The organism is Mycoplana sp. MJR14 (genome assembly GCF_029210525.1).
GTDB lineage: Bacteria > Pseudomonadota > Alphaproteobacteria > Rhizobiales > Rhizobiaceae > Mycoplana.
The window spans coordinates 357444-374478 of the sequence record NZ_JARGEO010000003.1 but is presented as its reverse complement, the minus strand read 5'-3'; the positions used below and the strand labels follow the sequence as shown (position 1 = coordinate 374478).

The following is a 17035-nucleotide window of genomic DNA, read 5'->3' as shown; positions in this document are numbered from 1 at the left end:
CAGGAGCGGATCCGGACGATGACCTTTCTCTTCAATTCCGATGCCGCCCGCGGCCAGGTATTCCGGGACGCCTTCGCCCGCGAAATCCCCGACCTGCCGTTCTCCATGGATCCGGCGACGGTCGATCCCGGTGAGGTGCGCTACCTCATGACCTGGACCGTGCCGGAGAACCTGGCGCGCTACCGCGATCTGGAGGTGCTGTTCTCGACCGGAGCCGGCATCGACCAGTTCAGCACCGCCAGCGTTCCAGACGACGTGAAGATCGTGCGCATGGTCGAGGAGGGCATCGTGCGGATGATGCAGGAATACGTCGTCCTCGGCGTTCTTTCGCTCCACCGCAACCTGCCGGCCTATCTGCGGCAGCAGCAGGACGAGGTCTGGCAGGTCCTGCCGCAGGCCCAGGCCGGCGAACGCCGCATCGGCGTGCTGGGGCTCGGCAACCTCGGCCAGGCCGTGCTCGAGCGTTTGAAGCCGTTCGGGTTTCCGCTGTCCGGCTGGAGCCGCTCCGCCCGGGAGATAGACGGCGTCCGATGCTTCTCCGGCCCGGCGGGTCTGGAGGCCATGCTGGCAGAAACCGACGTGCTGATCTGCCTTCTGCCCCTGACGGACGAGACCCGCGGCTTCCTCGACGCCAGGCTGTTCAGCCAACTGCCGAAAGGCGCCGGACTGATCCATGTCGGCCGCGGGCCGCAGCTCGACCAGGAGGCGCTTCTCGCCGCGCTCGACAGCGGTCACATCTCCGGCGCCGTGATCGACGTCACCGACCCGGAGCCGCTGCCGCCCGGCCATCCGTTCTGGCGTGACGCCCGCATCCTGCTGACCCCGCACATCGCCAGCATCACACAGCCCCATACCGCCGCGCGCGCCGTCATCGACAACATCAGGCGGCTGCGCGCCGGGCTCGATCCGATCGGCCTGGTCGACCGCCGGCGCGGCTACTGACACCTCAACCCCCGAAAGGAATGCCATGTCGCTCCTCAAGACCATCGAGACCAACCCTTCCTTCGCACCGCGCGAAAACACGCCCGCGCCGGACCGGCTGATCTCCGGCAATCCCCAGCTCAAGACCTGGGCGCAGGACGAGGCCCATGGCGAACTGGTGCACACCGGCGTCTGGGAAGCGACCCCGGGCGTCACCCGCTCGATCAAGGGCCAGACCTTCGAGTTCTGCCACATCCTGTCCGGCGTCGTCGAAATCACCCCTGACGGCGGCCAGCCGGTCGTCTACAGGGCCGGCGACAGCTTCGTCATGAAGCCGGGCTTCGTCGGCGTCTGGAAGACCATCGAAACCGTCCGCAAGATCTACGTCACCGTCACGCCCTGACGCCCGCGCAGCGGCGCGGCACCCGTTTCAGGCCCGCGCCGCAGAATACGCTGTGCGACGCCGCCAAAACGGTGACTTCGGCTGCGGCCGTCCCCTCTACCGGAGCAACCTGTCCTGGCGATCCGGTAGCGTTGCAGTCAGATGACGGAGACATCCCGATGAGCCTGAGTTTCGATCCTGACAGCCTGGCCCTGCCGGTGGGGCATTTCATCGGCGATCGCCTGGTGGCGGGCGAAGGCGTCATCGCGATGCGCCGGCCGTCCGACGGCAAGGCCTACGCCGCCTGTCCGATTGCCGGCGCCGATCTCGTCGACCGGGCCGTACAGACGGCGAAGTCGGCCCTCAAGGAAAGCAATTGGGGCGGGATCCGTCCCCGTGAACGGCTGAAGGTCCTGCATCGCTGGGCCGACCTCATCGAACAGGACGCCGTGTCGCTGGCAAGGCTGGAGGCGGTCGCCTCGACGCGCCCGGTCGGCCACCTCGTCGAGGGCGACATCGCCATCTCGGCCGAGCAGATCCGCTTCTTCGCCGAATTCGCCGACAAGGACAGCAGCGACCTGGTGCCGACCGACGATGGCAGTCTCGGCATGATCATGACGGAGCCCTACGGCGTCGTCGGCGCGATCACACCCTGGAACTTTCCGATCAACATGGCCGCATGGAAGCTCGGTCCGGCCCTCGCCGCCGGCAACGCGGTCGTGCTGAAGCCATCTGAGATGACGCCGTTCTCGACGCTCCGGCTGGCGGAACTCGCCGCACGCGCCGGCCTTCCGGCCGGCCTGATCAGCGTCGTGCTCGGCGACGGCATGACCACCGGCAATGCCATCACCGGCCATCCGGACATCGCCAAGATCAGCTTCACCGGCTCCACCCGCGCCGGCGCGGCGATCATGGAGAACATCGCGCGCACCGGCGTCAAGCCGATGACGCTGGAGCTCGGCGGCAAGAGCCCGCAGCTCGTCTTCGCCGATGCCGATATCGACCGGGCGGCGGCGGCCGTGACCGCGAGCATCACCAGCAATGCCGGCCAGGCCTGCGTCGCCGGATCGCGGCTGATCGTCGAGAAGAGTGTCGCAGCACCGCTGATCGACGCCATCCTCAAGAAGATGAAGCGCGTCGTGCCGGGACCGACCTGGGATGCGGCGAGCCAGTATTCGCCGATCATCTCCGAACGGCAGCGCCAGCGCATCGACGACATCGTCGCCGCCGCCGTTGCAGCCGGTGCCGAATGCCTGACGGGCGGCCGTTCCATGGACGTGCCGGGATATTTCTATGCGCCGACCCTGGTCGCCGGCGTCGACCAGCGCTCTCCCGCCGTCATCGAGGAGATCTTCGGGCCGGTGCTGACGCTGCAGACCTTCGAGGACGAAGAGGAAGCCATGAACCTTGCCGACCATCCGAGCTACGGACTGGCCGCCGGCCTCTTCACCAGCGACCTTTCCCGGGCCATCCGCCTTACCCGGCGGCTGCAGGCCGGCACCATCTGGGTCAACCGCTACGGCCGCTCGCGCGACCACATCCTTCCGACCGGGGGCTACAAGCAGTCCGGCATCGGCAAGGATCTCGGCCGGGAGGCCTTCCAGGCCAATCGAAAGAGCAAGAGCGTCTTGATCAGCCTCTGAGGACGAAACCATGAAGACACACACGATAGCCCTGATCCCCGGCGACGGCATCGGCCGCGACATGACGGAAGCCGCCTGGTCCGTGCTTAAGAAGGCAGCCGGGGCGCACGGATTTGCCTTGAAGGGGACCGTGTTCCCGTGGTCCTGCGCCTTCTACAGGGAGACCGGCGCGATGATGCCGGCAGACGGCATCGACATCCTGCGCAGCTTTGACGCGATCCTGCTCGGCGCCGTCGGCTGGCCGGCGGAGGTTCCGGATTCCGTATCGCTGCATGGCCTGCTGCTGCCGATCCGCAAGAGCTTCGCGCAATACGCCAACATCCGTCCGCACCGCCTGCTGGCCGGCGTCGAGGGGCCGCTCAAGACGACCAGGTTCGACATTCTCTGCATCCGCGAGAACACCGAGGGCGAGTATTCCGGCGCCGGCGGCCGCATCCACCAGGGCACGGCGGACGAGGTGGCGGTCGAGACGTCGATCTTCACGCGCAAGGGCGTCGAGCGCATCCTGCGCTTCGCCTTCGAACAGGCCCGGTCGCGGCGCCGCAAGCTCGCCTCGGTGACCAAGTCGAATGCCCAGAAATATTCGATGGTCTTCTGGGACGACGTCACGAAGCAGCTCACGGCGGAATATCCCGACGTCGAGGTCACCAGCTATCACATCGACGCGATGGCGGCGCGGATGGTGATGGCGCCGGAAACGCTCGACGTGGTGGTCGCCTCCAACCTCTTCGGCGACATCCTGACCGATCTCGGTGCAGCCATCCAGGGCGGTCTCGGCTTTGCCGCCTCCGCCAACATCAATCCCGAGCGCAACGCCCCGTCGATGTTCGAGCCGGTGCACGGCTCGGCACCCGACATCGCCCATCTCGGGATCGCCAACCCGATCGCCACGGTCTGGTCCGGCGCCATGATGCTCGACCACCTCGGCGAAAAGGATGCCGCCGGGGCCGTCATGAAGGCGATCGAGGCCACCACGGCGGCCGGCATCGGCACGGCTCCCGGCAGGGACCGGACGGACGCCATCACCGCGGCGCTCCTTGCCGCCCTGTAGAAATCGTACCCGAGGATCGCAAGCATGCGGAATTTGAAACTCCCCTCCCTGTTTCGCCAAGAAGGCCTGATCGGCGGCGCGTGGGTCGCGGCCCGGTCGGGCAAGAGCATCGACGTCACGGATCCTGCGAGCCAGGCGGTGATCGGCACCGTACCCGACATGGGGGGCGAGGAGACACGTGCGGCGATCGAGGCTGCCGACAAGGCCTACCCGGCCTGGAAGAGGCGCACGCATGCCGAGCGTGCTGCGCTGCTCGAAGCCTGGTACGCGCTGATGATCGAGCATATCGACGATCTCGCGCTGATCCTGACGACCGAGCAGGGCAAGCCGCTCGACGAGGCACGCGGCGAGATCCGCTACGGCGCCTCCTTCGTCAAGTGGTTCGCCGAAGAGGCGCGCCGCATCGGCGGCCAGACCATACCATCGCCGACCGCCGACCGCCGCATCATCGTGTTGAAGGAACCGGTGGGCGTCTGCGGCATCATCACGCCCTGGAACTTTCCGAACGCGATGATCACCCGCAAGATCGCGCCCGCGCTCGCCGCCGGATGCACCGTCGTCGTGAAGCCTTCCGAGTTCACGCCCTATTCGGCCCTGGCACTCGGCGTGCTGGCCGAAATGGCGGGCATCCCCGTTGGTGTCGTCAACATCGTCACCGGCATGCCGAAGGAGATCGGCAACGAGATCATGGCCAACGCGACCGTGCGCAAGATCTCGTTCACCGGCTCGACACCGGTCGGTTCGCTTTTGATGCGGGGCGCGGCCGACAGCGTCAAGCGGCTCTCCCTCGAACTCGGCGGCAACGCGCCCTTCATCGTCTTCGACGACGCCGACATCGATCTCGCGATCGAGGGCGCGATCGTGTCGAAGTTCCGCAACGGCGGCCAGACCTGCGTCTGCGCCAACCGCATCCTCGTTCAGGCGGGCGTCTACGATCGCTTCGCCGAAAAGCTCACGGCGCGCGTCAACGCCATGAAGGTCGGTCCCGGCACGGAAGCGGGTGTTTCGATCGGCCCGATGATCAACGATGCGGCGATCGCCAAGATCAACCGCCACCTCGAGGACGCGCTGGCGAAGGGTGCCCGGATCGTCACCGCCAAGGGCGAACTGCCGGCAGGACGGCAGTACACGGCCCCGGTCGTCCTGACCGGCGCCACCATCGACATGCAGCTTGCCAGCGAAGAGACCTTCGGGCCGGTCGCGCCGCTGTTCCGCTTTGAGACCGAAGAGGAGGCGATCGCCATCGCCAACGGCACGCCCTACGGGCTGGCGGCCTATTTCTATACGGAAAGCCTCAAGCGGGCCTGGCGCGTCGGCGAGGCGCTCGAATTCGGCATGGTGGGGCTCAACACCGGCCTGATCTCGACCGAGGTGGCACCGTTCGGCGGCGTCAAGCAGTCGGGCCTGGGAAGAGAGGGATCACAGCTGGGGATCGACGAGTATCTCGAGGCCAAGACCTTCCATATCGGCGGCCTCGCCTGAGCCTGCTGCACACGCGGGGTCAAGAAAAAGGTGGGGCTGCGCTCGCAGCCCCACCTTTCTGTTTGCGACGACGACGGCCAGTGCCTTGAGAGGCACGCCCGGCGGTCATTGGATCCTGTCGAGCATCCTGTAGTACAGCCCGACCAACGGCAGGAACCAGGGCTTGCCGAAATGACCCGGCACCGCCGGCCATTCGAGCCCCTTCACTGGATTTCGGTCGGGCCGACCGAGGATCGCGTCGGCGATCGCCATGCCGAGGTGGGTCGAAAGCTGCGCGCCGTGGCCGGAATAGCCCATGGCGTACCATAGTCCGTCGTGATAACCGGCCCGGGGGTAGCGATCCTTCGTGATATCCACCAGGCCACCCCAGCAATAGTCGATCTCGACACTCGACAGTTGCGGAAAGATGCGGCTGAGGCTGTCGCGAAGGATCGCGCCGCTCCTGGCATCCGACCGCTGGTCCGACGTCGCCGAGAACCGCGCCCGGCCCCCGAAGATCAGCCGGTTGTCCGGTGAGAGGCGCCAGTAGTTGCCGATGTTCATGCTGTTGACGCAGGTGCGGTTGCCCGGCATCGTCGCGGCGATCTCCTCATCGGTGAGCGGCCGCGTGGCGATGATAAAGCTGCCGACCGCCATGATCCGGCGGCGGAAATAGCCGAAGTTCGGCGTCGTGTAGGCGCCGCTCGCCATCATGACGTTGTCGGCCGTCACGCTGCCTCTCGCGGTCTTCAACACATGCCGGGCGCCCGCCTTCGAAATGTCGGTGACCGTCGCCTTCTCGGCGATGATCGCGCCGCGCCGCCCGGCCGCCTCGGCGAGGCCGACGACGTAGCGCCCCATGTGCATCATCGCGCTCTTCTTCGACAGCATGGCGCCGTGGAAGGGCGAACCGATCTCGCGCTTGAGATCATCGACCGACAGCAGCGCCGTGTCCGGATCGACCTCCGCATGGACCGCCTCGAAATTCCTGGCGAGCCCTTCGAAATGCTGCGGCTTCGACGCAAGCTTGAGCTTGCCGGCACGGCGAAAGTCGCAGTCGATGCCTTCCTCGGCGATGATCGCCTCCAGCGTGTCGATCGACGCGTCGAGCGCCCTGTAGAGCGCGATCGCCCGCTCCTTGCCGAGTTCACGCTTGGCGGCGAGGTAGCTATGGGCCAGGCCGTTGTTCAGATGCCCGCCGTTGCGGCCGGAAGCCCCGAAGCCGACCGTCTCGGATTCCAGCACCATGACTTTCGCGCCGGCCATGGCGAGCTGCCGCGCCGCGCCGAGCCCCGTAAAGCCGCCGCCGACCACGGCAACGTCGTAGTGACCTTCGATCGGCCCCGAGACGGCGCCCGCAAAACGGGGCGCGGTGTCGTGCCAGTAGGAGACGTATTTCATCGGCTTCGGCCTTTCCTCAGAGACCGACGACGCCCGGCAGGCCGGAAATGTCGGAGATTTCCACATAGCCATAGAAGGGATTGGCCGGCTCGTGTCCACGATTGACCCAGACCTTGTTCTTGATGCCGAGGTCGTGGGCAGACATCAGGTCGTAGCGGAAGGACGAGGAGCAATGCAGGATGTCCTCCGGACCACAGCCGAGCATGTCGAACATGTATTCGAAAGCCTGGAAGCGCGGCTTGTAGGCATTGGCCTGCTCGGCCGTGTAGACGGCGTGGAAGGGGGCGCCGAGCTTGGCGACGTTGGAGGGGATCTGGTCGTTCATCGCATTGGACAGGATGACGAGCGGGATTTCCTTTGCGACCTTGGCAAGACCCGCCGGAACGTCCGCATGGGGACCCCAGGTCGGCACCCGCTCATAGACCATCCTGGCATCTTCGTCGTTGAAGGCGACGCCGTTTCGCTTGCAGGTCCGCTCCAGCGAATTGTGGACGACGTCGGCATAGGGTTTCCAGTCGCCCATGATCTCGTCCAGCCGATAGGCCGCGAAGTTCTTGATGAACTGCAGCATGCGCGGCTCGTCGAGACGATCACCGTAGAGGTCGCGGGCAGCTTCGGCCATCTGGAAGTTGATGAGCGTGCCGTGGCAATCGAAGGTGATGTATTTCGGGCGGAAGGTAGTCATGCGCTTCGTCCTTGCGTGATGGCCCATCGAGCCTTTCGGGTGAGAACACGATCATAAGACCGCTTCCGGCATCAGGGCCGACTGATTTGCCGGAATCCGAAGCAGAATGTTCCGTATCGCGTCGCCGCTTTGGCATTTGGTTGCAGACGGCGGCCGGCGCGGTCGGCGATGTCATGGCGCGTCCCGGCGCCTGATCGCCGACGCACGGCATAAGATGCGGAACGATGCCGCCGCTTTGGCGAAAGATACCGCCGCCGGCACCGCCTTCGGATACTCGTCCGGCTCCTTCGCCTCGAAACTCTGGGCGGAAACGGAGAGCACTGTCCATGCACGTCGGGGACATCGAAACCAGAGCTTTCGGCATCGAGCACCTGGAGGATGCCGCCGCCCTGTCGCGCCAGGCCGGCTGGCCGCACCGCTTGCCCGATTGGCAGACCGTGCTGGATCTCAGCCAGGGCGTCGTCGCCGTGAACGAGACCGGTAGGGTGGTCGGCACGGCGCTGATGACGCCCTACGGCAACGACTGTGCCACGATCAACATGGTGATCGTCGATGCGCGCATGCGGGGCCGCGGCGTCGGCCGCCACCTGATGGATGCAGCACTCAAGCTCGCCGGGGAGCGGTCGCTTCGCCTGGTCGCGACGGCCGAGGGCCTGCCGCTCTACGAGAAACTGGGGTTCCGTGAAACCGGCGCCATCCTGCAACACCAGGGGATCGTCGGCAGCGTGGCGGCGCCCGGGGAGACGCAGACCGCGGCCCCCGGAGATCTCGCCGCGATCATCACGCTCGACCGCGAAGCCTTCGGCGCCGACCGTTCGGCACTGATCGCAAGGCTGGCCGAAATCGGCGAGGTCGCCGTCCTGCGCCGAAACGCCGGCATCGCCGGCTTCGCCTGCATCCGGGCTTTCGGCCGCGGCGAGGTCGTCGGGCCGGTCGTCGCCACAGGCATCGACGACGCCAAGGCGCTCGTCGCGCATTTCATGAGCCGCCGCACCGGCGCCTTTCTCAGGGTCGACACCGGCGCCGGCACCGGTCTCGCCCCCTGGCTCATCGACTGCTCTCTCGCTCATGTCGGCGGTGGCGTCGCCATGGCGCGCCCCCTGCCCGTCCGCCCTGCCGCATCGACAGTTCATACCTTCGCCCTGGCCAACCAGGCCCTCGGCTGATCCGGAGACACCATGTTCAGCAATTCCCTCATCGAACTCGATCGCGCCCATCTCGTGCATCCCGTCGCCTCCTATCGCGGCCACGAACAGCAGGGGGTACGTGTTCTCGCCTCCGCCAAGGGCGCGACCGTCACCGACGCGCAGGGGCGCCAGCTGGTGGACGGCTTTGCCGGCCTGTGGTGCGTCAATGCCGGCTATGGCCACGATTCGATCGTCGAGGCGGCGACACGCCAGATGCGGGAACTGCCCTACGCAACCGCCTACTTCGGCCTGGGCTCCGAGCCGGCCATCCGGCTTGCCGCCGAGCTTGCCGAACGCGCACCCGGCGATCTCGACCACGTCTACTTCACCCTCGGCGGATCGGATGCCGTCGACAGCACCATTCGGTTCATCCGCTACTATTGGATCGCCAGGGGCCAGCCGCTGCGCGACCAGTTCATCTCGATCGAGCAGGGCTATCATGGCTCGTCGACGGTCGGTGCCGGCCTCACGGCGCTGCCGAACTTCCACGCCGGCTTCGGCATTCCCTTCGAGTGGCAGCACAAGATCCCCTCGCCCTACCCCTACCGCAACCCGGCAGGCGAGGATCCGCAGGCGATCATCGCCGCGTCCCTCGCCGCGCTGAAGGAGAAGGTCGAGGCCATCGGCGCCGACCGCGTCGCCGCCTTCTACGCCGAGCCCATCCAGGGATCCGGCGGGGTGATCGTGCCGCCCAAGGGCTGGATGAAGGCCATGCGCAACCTTTGCCGCGACTACGGCATCCTCTTCGTCGCCGACGAGGTCATCACCGGTTTCGGCCGGACCGGCCCGCTGTTTGCCTGCACCGAGGACGACATCGTCCCCGACTTCATGACCACGGCCAAGGGCCTGACCTCCGGCTATGTTCCCATGGGCGCCGTATTCATGGCCGATCATGTCTATCAGGTGATCGCCGACGGCGCAGGCGCATCCGCCGTCGGGCACGGCTACACCTATTCGGCTCACCCGGTCAGTGCCGCCGTCGGCCTCGAGGTGCTGAAGCTCTACGAGGGTGGCCTGTTGGAAAACGGCATCAGGGCCGGCGCCCGTCTGATGGCCGGCCTGGAAAGCCTCAAGGCCCATCCGCTGGTCGGCGATGTCCGCGGCCGCGGCATGCTGGCGGCGATCGAGCTCGTCACCGACAAGGCCGCCAAGACGCCGCTTTCGGCGGACGCCGCGCCGGCGCGCCGCGTCTTCGATCGTGCCTGGAACAATGGCCTGATCATCCGCGCCTTCGCCAACGGCGTGCTGGGCTACGCGCCGCCGCTGTGCTGCACGGATGCCGATATCGATGCGATCATCGAGCGCACGGCAAAGACGCTGGACCAGACCCTGGAGGATCCCGATGTCCGGCGCACCGTCCGCGGCTGAGCCGATTCAGACCCCGGCTGGCCGAAATATCGCGGCAGCCCGAATTTCGGAATTTTGTGCCGCACGGCCCCGCCTATTCGGCGCAAATGGTTCGGACCAAGTGGCACTATCTTAGCCAATGACGGCCTCAAACCCCGGAAAATCCGGGCTTTGCATCAAAATACGCCGAGGCCCGGGACAGCATATTCTTTCCCCGGGCCGCCGTTGCGCGTCGCCTGCGACCTAACTGGGGATATGGAATTGATAAAATCTCTGCCGGAATTCAAGTACATGACCTTCGACGTGGTCGGCACGCTCATCGATTTCGAGGGCGGCCTCAAGTCCTGCCTGCAGGAGATCGCCACGGAAGCCGGCGTTCAGATCGACGGCGAAGAAGCGCTCTCGCTCTATCGCGCCGCCCGCTATTCCGACGACGCCGATCTCTTTCCGGACGACCTGGTGCGCGTCTACCTGGCCATCGCGACGCAGCTCGGCTTGCCGTCTGAAGAGGCCTACGGCATTCGCCTGCGCGATTCCGCCAGGACCTGGAAAGCGTTTCCCGACAGTGCCGAGGCGATGGCGGAGCTTGCAAGGAACTATCGCCTGATTGCCATGACCAACGCCCGTCGCTGGGCCTTGGAGCACTTCTCGAATGCACTCGGCAATCCCTTCCACGCCGCGTTCACCGCTGACGACACCGGCACGGAAAAGCCGGACCCCGCCTTCTTTCACCAGGTCTTCGATTTCGTTTCGCGCGAAGGCGCCAGCAAGGACGACATCCTGCACGTGGCCCAGAGCCAGTATCACGACATCGGCGTTTCCCGTGACCTCGGCATGACCAATTGCTGGATCCAGCGCCGCCACGCCCAGCCGGGCTATGGCGGCACGATCGAACCGGCCGAGTTCACCAGACCCGACTATCATTTCACGTCGATGGCCGGACTGGCCGAGGCTGCAAGGACAGCACGCGGAAACTGAGGGAATTCAGGACTTTTCAAGCATCGGACCAAACCACGCAAGATGGGTCGCCCGCCAACCAGCAAAAAGGGGAATGAAATGAACGACAAGATCACGAACTGGACCGCCTCTGACGACGCCATGGTCGAGAATGCCATTCGCCGGGGCGCGACCCGCCGCGAGCTGCTGACGATGCTGCTGGCGGGGGGCGCTGCGCTTTCAGCGGGCGGCCTGGTCCTGGGGCGCGCGACCAACGCTGTGGCCGCCACCCCCAAATCGGGCGGCAACCTGAGGGCGGCAGGCTGGTCGTCGTCCACCGCCGACACGCTCGACCCGGCCAAGGCGTCGCTGTCGACCGACTACGTCCGCTGCTGCGCTCTCTACAACCGCCTGACGTTCCTCGATCAGGGCGGCACCGTTCAGATGGAACTCGCCGAAAGCATCAAGAGCGGCGACGCCAAGGTCTGGACCGTCAAGCTCCGCTCCGGCGTCACCTTCCACGACGGCAAATCCCTGTCGTCGAACGACGTCGTCTTCTCGCTCAAGCGTCATATGGATCCGGCCGTCGGCTCCAAGGTCAATGCGATCGCCAAGCAGATCACCGACGTCAAGGCGCTCGATCCGCTGACGGTCGAGATCACGCTCGCCAACCCGAACGCCGACCTGCCGACCATCCTGGCCATGCACCACTTCATGATCGTCGCGGACGGCACGACCGACTTTTCCAAGGGCATCGGCACCGGCGCGTTCAAGATGGAAACCTTCGAGCCCGGCGTCAAATCGATCTTCAGCAAGAATCCGAACTACTTCAAGGCCGGCGGCCCGCATGTCGACTCGTTCGAGTTCTTTGCGATCACCGACGACAATGCGCGCATCAACGCCCTGCTTTCCGGCGACATCCATCTGGCGGCCTCGATCAAGCCACGCTCGATGAAGCTGGTGGAAAGCCAGCCCGGCTTCGCGTTGTCGCAGACGACGTCGGGCAACTATACCGACCTGAACATCCGCCTCGACCTCGCCCCGGGCGACAAGGCCGATTTCGTCATGGGCATGAAGCATCTGATCAACCGCCAGCAGATCCAGAAATCGGTGCTGCGCGGCCTGGCGGAGATCGCCAACGACCAGCCCGTTCCTCCGGCCAGCATCTATCATAATGCGGAACTCAAGCCGAAGGCCTTCGACCCGGAAAAGGCGAAGTTCCATTTCCAGAAGTCCGGCCTGCTCGGCCAGTCGATCCCGATGATCACGTCGGAGGCGCCGACCTCGGCGGTGGAGATGGCGACGATCGTCCAGCAGTCTGGCGCCGAGATCGGCATGAACTTCGACGTGCAGCGCGTTCCTTCCGACGGCTACTGGTCGAACTACTGGCTCAAGGCACCGGTTCACTTCGGCAATATCAACCCGCGGCCGACGCCGGATATCCTGTTCTCGCTGCTCTACGCCTCCAACGCACCGTGGAATGAAAGCCAGTACAAGTCGGAAAAATTCGATAAGATGCTGGTGGAAGCCCGTGGCCTTCTCGACGAGGCCAAGCGAAAGGAGATCTACGGCCAGATGCAGGTCATGATTTCCGAGGAAGCCGGCACCGTCATCCCGGTCTTCATCTCGAACGTGGATGCGATCTCGGCGAACCTGAAGGGCCTCGAGGCCAATCCGCTCGGCGGCATGATGGGCTACGCCTTTGCCGAATACGTCTGGCTCGACGCCTGAGGCCGATCACCCGGCGGCAGGGGATATCCTTCCTGCCGCCGAAGCTAAGCCTGACCTCACCTTCCGCCTTGTCCGCGGGGGTTGCCGGCGATTTCCAATTCTTCAGGCAGGGAAACCATATTGCGCACTTATGTCCTCGGGCTCATCGCCAACAGGCTCGGTAGTTCCGCCCTGACGCTGCTGATCGTTTCCTTCGCGGTTTTCTTCGCCACGGCAATGCTGCCCGGCGACACCGCCACGATCCTGCTTGGCCAGGCCGCGACACCGGAAGCCGTGGCCGGCCTCAGGGCCGCAATGCATCTCGACGAGCCTGCCTTTCTGCGTTTTGCGCGATGGCTGGTCGGCCTGCTGCACGGGGATCTGGGGACCTCCTATGTCAACAATGTCCCCGTCGCGGACCTGATCGGCACGCGCTTTTTCAACACGATGCGTCTTGCGGGCATCACGACCTTCTTTGCCGTGCCGCTGTCGCTTGCACTCGGGATCACCGCCGCCATGTTTCGCGGCTCCGTCTACGACCGCGTCGTGACCGTGCTGACGATCGGCATCATTTCGGTTCCCGAATTCATGATCGCCACCTCGGCGGTTCTGCTGTTTTCCGTCTATCTCAAATGGCTGCCGGCGCTGTCCTTCGCCAGCGACGCGACGTCCTTCGCGCAGGTGCTAAAGATCTATGCCATGCCGGTCATCACCCTGACCTTCGTCGTCTCCGCCCAGATGATCCGCATGACCCGCGCCGCCGTCATCGACACGATCAACACGCCCTACGTGGAGGCGGCGATCCTCAAGGGCGCATCACGCTGGCGGGGGGTCCTTTTGCATGCCCTGCCGAACGCGGTCGGCCCGATCGCCAATGCGATCGCGCTGTCCCTCTCCTACCTGGTCGGCGGCGTCATCATCGTCGAGACGATCTTCAACTATCCAGGCATTGCGAAGCTTATGGTCGACGGCGTCTCCACCCGTGATCTGCCGCTGATCCAGTCCTGCGCCATCATCTTCTGCGTCGGCTATCTCACGCTCATCACTTTCGCCGACATCGTTGCAATCCTGGCCAATCCGAGGGTGCGTTGACCATGACCACATCCACCGCCCTGTCTCGCAGACCGAGCTACCGGTTCAGCTGGGTTGGAATGATCGGCCTCTCGATCATTCTCTTTTGGGCGCTCGTCGCCCTCCTCGCACCCCATATCGTCCCCTATCCCGTCGGCGAAATCATAGACGAGGACTATTTCGGCCCGATGAGCGGCAAGCTCCTGCTCGGTTCCGACTATCTGGGCCGTGACATGCTCTCGCGCATCATCATGGGCGCCCGCTACACCGTCGGCATCTCGCTCGCCGCCGTCTGCCTTGCCTGTTTCAGCGGCGCAGCGCTCGGCATGGCGGCCGCGGTCATCGGCGGCTGGTTCGATACGGTGCTGAGCCGCCTGCTCGATGCGCTCAATTCCATTCCGAGCAAGCTTTCCGGTCTGGTGATCGCCGCCGCCGTGGGCTCGTCGCTGGGCGTTCTGGTCGTCATGCTGGCGGTGATCTATACGCCCGGCGCCTATCGCTTCGCCCGGTCGCTGGCCGTCAACGTCAACACAATGGACTACATTACCGTCGCCCGCACACGCGGCGAGGGCATCTCCTACATCGTCTTCTCGGAGATCCTGCCGAACATCATCGGCCCGCTGCTGGCCGATTTCGGTATCCGTTTCGTCTTCATCGTCCTGCTTCTCTCGGGCCTTTCCTTCCTCGGCCTCGGCGTGCAGCCGCCCTATGCGGATTGGGGCGCGCTGGTTCACGAGAATATCGGCGGCCTGCCGTTCGGCGCACCTGCCGTGATCGTCCCCTCGCTGGCGATCGCGAGCCTGACGATCAGCGTCAACCTGCTGATCGACAACCTGCCGAAGAAGATCCGCGATCGGAGCGCCTGAATGGAAAACCTCGTTGAAATCCGCAATCTGAAGGTGGAGGCGACCACAGACGCCGGACGCCGCCTCGAGATCATCAAGGGCATCGATCTCGACATAGCGCCCGGCGAGATTGTCGCCCTGATCGGGGAAAGCGGATCGGGGAAGACGACGATCGCCTTGACGATCATGGGCTATGCCCGTCCCGGCTGCAGGATTTCGGGCGGCAGTGTCACGGTCGCCGGCAAGAACATGGTGGCGCTGAGCGAGCGCCAGCGCGCGCAGGTCCGCGGCCTGGAGGTCTCCTATGTGCCGCAGTCGGCCGCCGCAGCCTTCAATCCCTCCAAGCGCATCATCGACCAGGTGGTCGAGGTCACCCGCATCCATCGCCTGATGCCGCTGGCGCAGGCCAGGGAGAAGGCCATAGCGCTGTTCAGGGCGTTGTCGCTGCCGGATCCCGAAGGGATCGGCTACCGCTATCCCCACCAGGTTTCCGGGGGCCAGTTGCAACGCCTCGCCGCGGCGATGGCGCTGATTGCCGATCCGAAGCTCGTCATCTTTGACGAGCCGACCACAGCGCTCGACGTGACGACCCAGATCGAGGTGCTGCGCGCCTTCAAGGCCGTGATGAAGAAGAGCGGCAGCGCAGGCGTCTATGTATCGCACGATCTCGCAGTCGTGGCCCAGATCGCGGACCGGATCGTCGTACTGCGCGGTGGCGAGGTCCAGGAGGTCGGGAACACCGCCGACATCCTGTCGAACGCCAGGCATCCCTACACGCGCGAGCTGCTTTCGGCCTTTGAACCCAAGGCGCGCGGCGACGGCGTCGTTGCCGTCGCAGAAAGCAGGCCGCTCCTCCAGGTGAGCGGTCTGATCGCCGGCTACGGCCCGACTCAGGCTGACGGCCTGCCGCTCGTCAAAGCCGTGCAGGAGGCAAGCCTTTCCCTGGAAAGAGGCCGCAATCTCGGAATTATCGGCGAATCCGGCTGCGGCAAGTCCACGCTTGCGCGCTCGATTGCCGGCATCCTGCCTGCATCGGCCGGAAAACTGACCCTCGACGGACGCGAACTCGCCCGATCCGCCCGCCAGAGAAGCCGGGAACAGCTACGCGAGCTGCAGATCGTCTTCCAGCATGCGGACACCTCGCTCAATCCTGCCAAGTCGATCGAGGAGATTCTCGGTCGTCCGCTCAAGTTCTACCATGGCATGAAGGGCAAGGCCCGGGATGCGCGGGTCGACGAACTGCTGGACATGGTTCGCCTGCCGAAATCCCTTCGCAGCCGCACGCCGGCCGAGCTCTCGGGCGGCCAGAAGCAGCGGGTCAACTTCGCGCGGGCTCTCGCCGCCGAGCCGAAGCTGATCGTCTGCGACGAGATCACCTCGGCCCTCGACACGGTCGTGGCGGCCGCCGTCATCGATCTCTTGAAGGAGATGCAGCGGGAACTCGCGCTGTCCTACATCTTCATCAGCCACGATCTCTCGGTCGTCGAAGCCATCTGCGACGAGATCGTCGTGATGTACAACGGTCGCAAGGTCGAGGAAATCACGCCTGCACGCTCGAAGGTTCCGCAGCACCCCTATTCGCAACTGCTGTTTTCATCCGTTCCGAAGCTCGACCCCGGCTGGCTCGACAGCCTGGAACGCGACCCCGAACTCGTCAAAACCTATGTGCATGGCTGAACGGCGATCCGCCGAGTCGCAACAGAAGGATGCGTCGGCTTAGGCAGAACATGGCGCCCTCGGCCGACGCCGCAGGCGACCCGGCCGGCTATACCATGAACAAGCTGGTGAGCGGCATGTGCGCCTTGACGATGGGCGACTTCAGGACGACGAAGCTGAAATACTTGTCGATGCCGATGTCCATGTCGGTCAGCCGCTCCATGATCGTCTGATACTCGCCGATGCCGGCGGTGACGAATTTGAGCATGTAGTCGTACCCGCCCGACACCAGATGGCATTCGATCACCTGATCGACTTTTTCGACCGCCGCAAGAAAGCGTGCGAAGTCGATCTGCCGGTGATTTTTCAGCGTGACCTCGGTGAAGACGGTCAGTGTCTGGCCAAGCTTGCCGATGTTGATCTGGGCCGAATAGCCCTCGATATACCCCTCCTGCTGTAGCTTCTTGACGCGCATCAGGCAGGGGCTGGGCGAGAGATTGACCAGCTCGGCGAGCTCGACATTGGTGATGCGGCCGTTCTTTTGCAGTTCGTAGAGGATCTTGATGTCGATTCGGTCGAGCTTCACGTGCTGACACCTCCTGCGGCGGCCGGCGGCTTGCAGCATTTTATGCCGCAAATATTTCGAATTGACATTAACACTCTGGCTTTCCTTGTCTATTTCATTCTGCGCAAGAACGACCGGCACAATACGCTGGATCGTCGGCCACGCGCGGAATCT

General features: G+C 64.9%; 15 protein-coding genes. 12 read left to right on the top strand and 3 right to left on the bottom strand.

From position 1 onward, the window contains the following. Positions 1-18: 18 nt before the first annotated feature. From P0086_RS09705 to P0086_RS09685, 5 genes are all read left to right on the top strand, one after another. A complete protein-coding gene (locus P0086_RS09705) occupies positions 19-942 on the top strand; it encodes a glyoxylate/hydroxypyruvate reductase A (protein ID WP_112597171.1) in 924 nt (307 codons plus the stop codon). Positions 943-967: 25 nt separating this feature from the next. After that, the gene (locus P0086_RS09700; protein WP_112597169.1) at positions 968-1324 is read left to right on the top strand and encodes a cupin domain-containing protein; all 357 of its coding nucleotides are present in this window, start codon (positions 968-970) and stop codon (positions 1322-1324) included. A gap of 158 nt (positions 1325-1482) precedes the next feature. After that, positions 1483-2946 (top strand): aldehyde dehydrogenase family protein, encoded by a 1464-nt coding sequence (locus P0086_RS09695; protein ID WP_275784975.1) that lies wholly within the window; start codon positions 1483-1485, stop codon positions 2944-2946. A 10-nt stretch (positions 2947-2956) separates the two neighbouring features. Next, entirely contained in the window at positions 2957-3997 is a 1041-nt protein-coding gene (locus tag P0086_RS09690; RefSeq protein ID WP_112597165.1) for a tartrate dehydrogenase, read from the top strand. A gap of 24 nt (positions 3998-4021) precedes the next feature. Then, the gene (locus P0086_RS09685) at positions 4022-5479 is read left to right on the top strand and encodes an NAD-dependent succinate-semialdehyde dehydrogenase (protein ID WP_112597163.1); all 1458 of its coding nucleotides are present in this window, start codon (positions 4022-4024) and stop codon (positions 5477-5479) included. A 105-nt stretch (positions 5480-5584) separates the two neighbouring features. On the opposite strand, the gene P0086_RS09680 is transcribed toward P0086_RS09685, so the two are convergent. Next, complete coding sequence (locus tag P0086_RS09680; protein WP_112597161.1) at positions 5585-6859, bottom strand: FAD-binding oxidoreductase; 1275 nt, start codon at positions 6857-6859, stop codon at positions 5585-5587. Positions 6860-6875: 16 nt separating this feature from the next. Further along, positions 6876-7544 carry a haloacid dehalogenase type II gene (locus P0086_RS09675; RefSeq protein ID WP_112600572.1) on the bottom strand — a complete coding sequence of 223 codons (669 nt, stop codon included), beginning with the start codon at positions 7542-7544 and terminating at the stop codon, positions 6876-6878. Positions 7545-7870: 326 nt separating this feature from the next. Between P0086_RS09675 and P0086_RS09670 the strand changes: the two genes are divergently transcribed. From P0086_RS09670 to P0086_RS09640, 7 genes are all read left to right on the top strand, one after another. Beyond that, complete coding sequence (locus tag P0086_RS09670) at positions 7871-8710, top strand: GNAT family N-acetyltransferase (protein ID WP_275784973.1); 840 nt, start codon at positions 7871-7873, stop codon at positions 8708-8710. Between the two features lie 12 nt (positions 8711-8722). Next, positions 8723-10099 carry an aspartate aminotransferase family protein gene (locus P0086_RS09665; protein ID WP_275784972.1) on the top strand — a complete coding sequence of 459 codons (1377 nt, stop codon included), beginning with the start codon at positions 8723-8725 and terminating at the stop codon, positions 10097-10099. A gap of 240 nt (positions 10100-10339) precedes the next feature. After that, the gene (locus P0086_RS09660) at positions 10340-11056 is read left to right on the top strand and encodes an HAD-IA family hydrolase (protein ID WP_275784971.1); all 717 of its coding nucleotides are present in this window, start codon (positions 10340-10342) and stop codon (positions 11054-11056) included. A 78-nt stretch (positions 11057-11134) separates the two neighbouring features. Next, on the top strand, positions 11135-12745 hold the full coding sequence (locus tag P0086_RS09655) for an ABC transporter substrate-binding protein (RefSeq protein ID WP_275784970.1): 1611 nt from the start codon (positions 11135-11137) through the stop codon (positions 12743-12745). A gap of 120 nt (positions 12746-12865) precedes the next feature. Further along, positions 12866-13816 carry an ABC transporter permease gene (locus tag P0086_RS09650; RefSeq protein WP_275784969.1) on the top strand — a complete coding sequence of 317 codons (951 nt, stop codon included), beginning with the start codon at positions 12866-12868 and terminating at the stop codon, positions 13814-13816. A gap of 2 nt (positions 13817-13818) precedes the next feature. Then, positions 13819-14661 carry an ABC transporter permease gene (locus tag P0086_RS09645; RefSeq protein ID WP_112597149.1) on the top strand — a complete coding sequence of 281 codons (843 nt, stop codon included), beginning with the start codon at positions 13819-13821 and terminating at the stop codon, positions 14659-14661. Further along, positions 14662-16317, top strand: coding sequence for an ABC transporter ATP-binding protein (locus P0086_RS09640; RefSeq protein ID WP_275784966.1), 1656 nt, complete (start codon positions 14662-14664; stop codon positions 16315-16317). It begins immediately after the preceding gene. 88 nt (positions 16318-16405) lie between these two features. Here P0086_RS09640 and P0086_RS09635 read toward each other — a convergent pair whose 3' ends face one another. Then, on the bottom strand, positions 16406-16882 hold the full coding sequence (locus tag P0086_RS09635) for an Lrp/AsnC family transcriptional regulator (protein WP_112597145.1): 477 nt from the start codon (positions 16880-16882) through the stop codon (positions 16406-16408). Between the last annotated feature and the right edge of the window lie 153 nt (positions 16883-17035).

Excerpts from the sequence above, each read along its gene's own strand:
- P0086_RS09695 (WP_275784975.1), top strand. The coding sequence starts at position 1,483 with ATGAGCCTGAGTTTCGATCCTGACAGCCTGGCCCTGCCGGTGGGGCAT.
- P0086_RS09665 (WP_275784972.1), top strand. The coding sequence starts at position 8,723 with ATGTTCAGCAATTCCCTCATCGAACTCGATCGCGCCCATCTCGTGCAT.
- P0086_RS09680 (WP_112597161.1), bottom strand. The coding sequence starts at position 6,859 with ATGAAATACGTCTCCTACTGGCACGACACCGCGCCCCGTTTTGCGGGC.
- P0086_RS09655 (WP_275784970.1), top strand. The coding sequence starts at position 11,135 with ATGAACGACAAGATCACGAACTGGACCGCCTCTGACGACGCCATGGTC.
- P0086_RS09700 (WP_112597169.1), top strand. The coding sequence starts at position 968 with ATGTCGCTCCTCAAGACCATCGAGACCAACCCTTCCTTCGCACCGCGC.
- P0086_RS09705 (WP_112597171.1), top strand. The coding sequence starts at position 19 with ATGACCTTTCTCTTCAATTCCGATGCCGCCCGCGGCCAGGTATTCCGG.
- P0086_RS09670 (WP_275784973.1), top strand. The coding sequence starts at position 7,871 with ATGCACGTCGGGGACATCGAAACCAGAGCTTTCGGCATCGAGCACCTG.
- P0086_RS09675 (WP_112600572.1), bottom strand. The coding sequence starts at position 7,544 with ATGACTACCTTCCGCCCGAAATACATCACCTTCGATTGCCACGGCACG.
- P0086_RS09690 (WP_112597165.1), top strand. The coding sequence starts at position 2,957 with ATGAAGACACACACGATAGCCCTGATCCCCGGCGACGGCATCGGCCGC.
- P0086_RS09685 (WP_112597163.1), top strand. The coding sequence starts at position 4,022 with ATGCGGAATTTGAAACTCCCCTCCCTGTTTCGCCAAGAAGGCCTGATC.
- P0086_RS09640 (WP_275784966.1), top strand. The coding sequence starts at position 14,662 with ATGGAAAACCTCGTTGAAATCCGCAATCTGAAGGTGGAGGCGACCACA.
- P0086_RS09645 (WP_112597149.1), top strand. The coding sequence starts at position 13,819 with ATGACCACATCCACCGCCCTGTCTCGCAGACCGAGCTACCGGTTCAGC.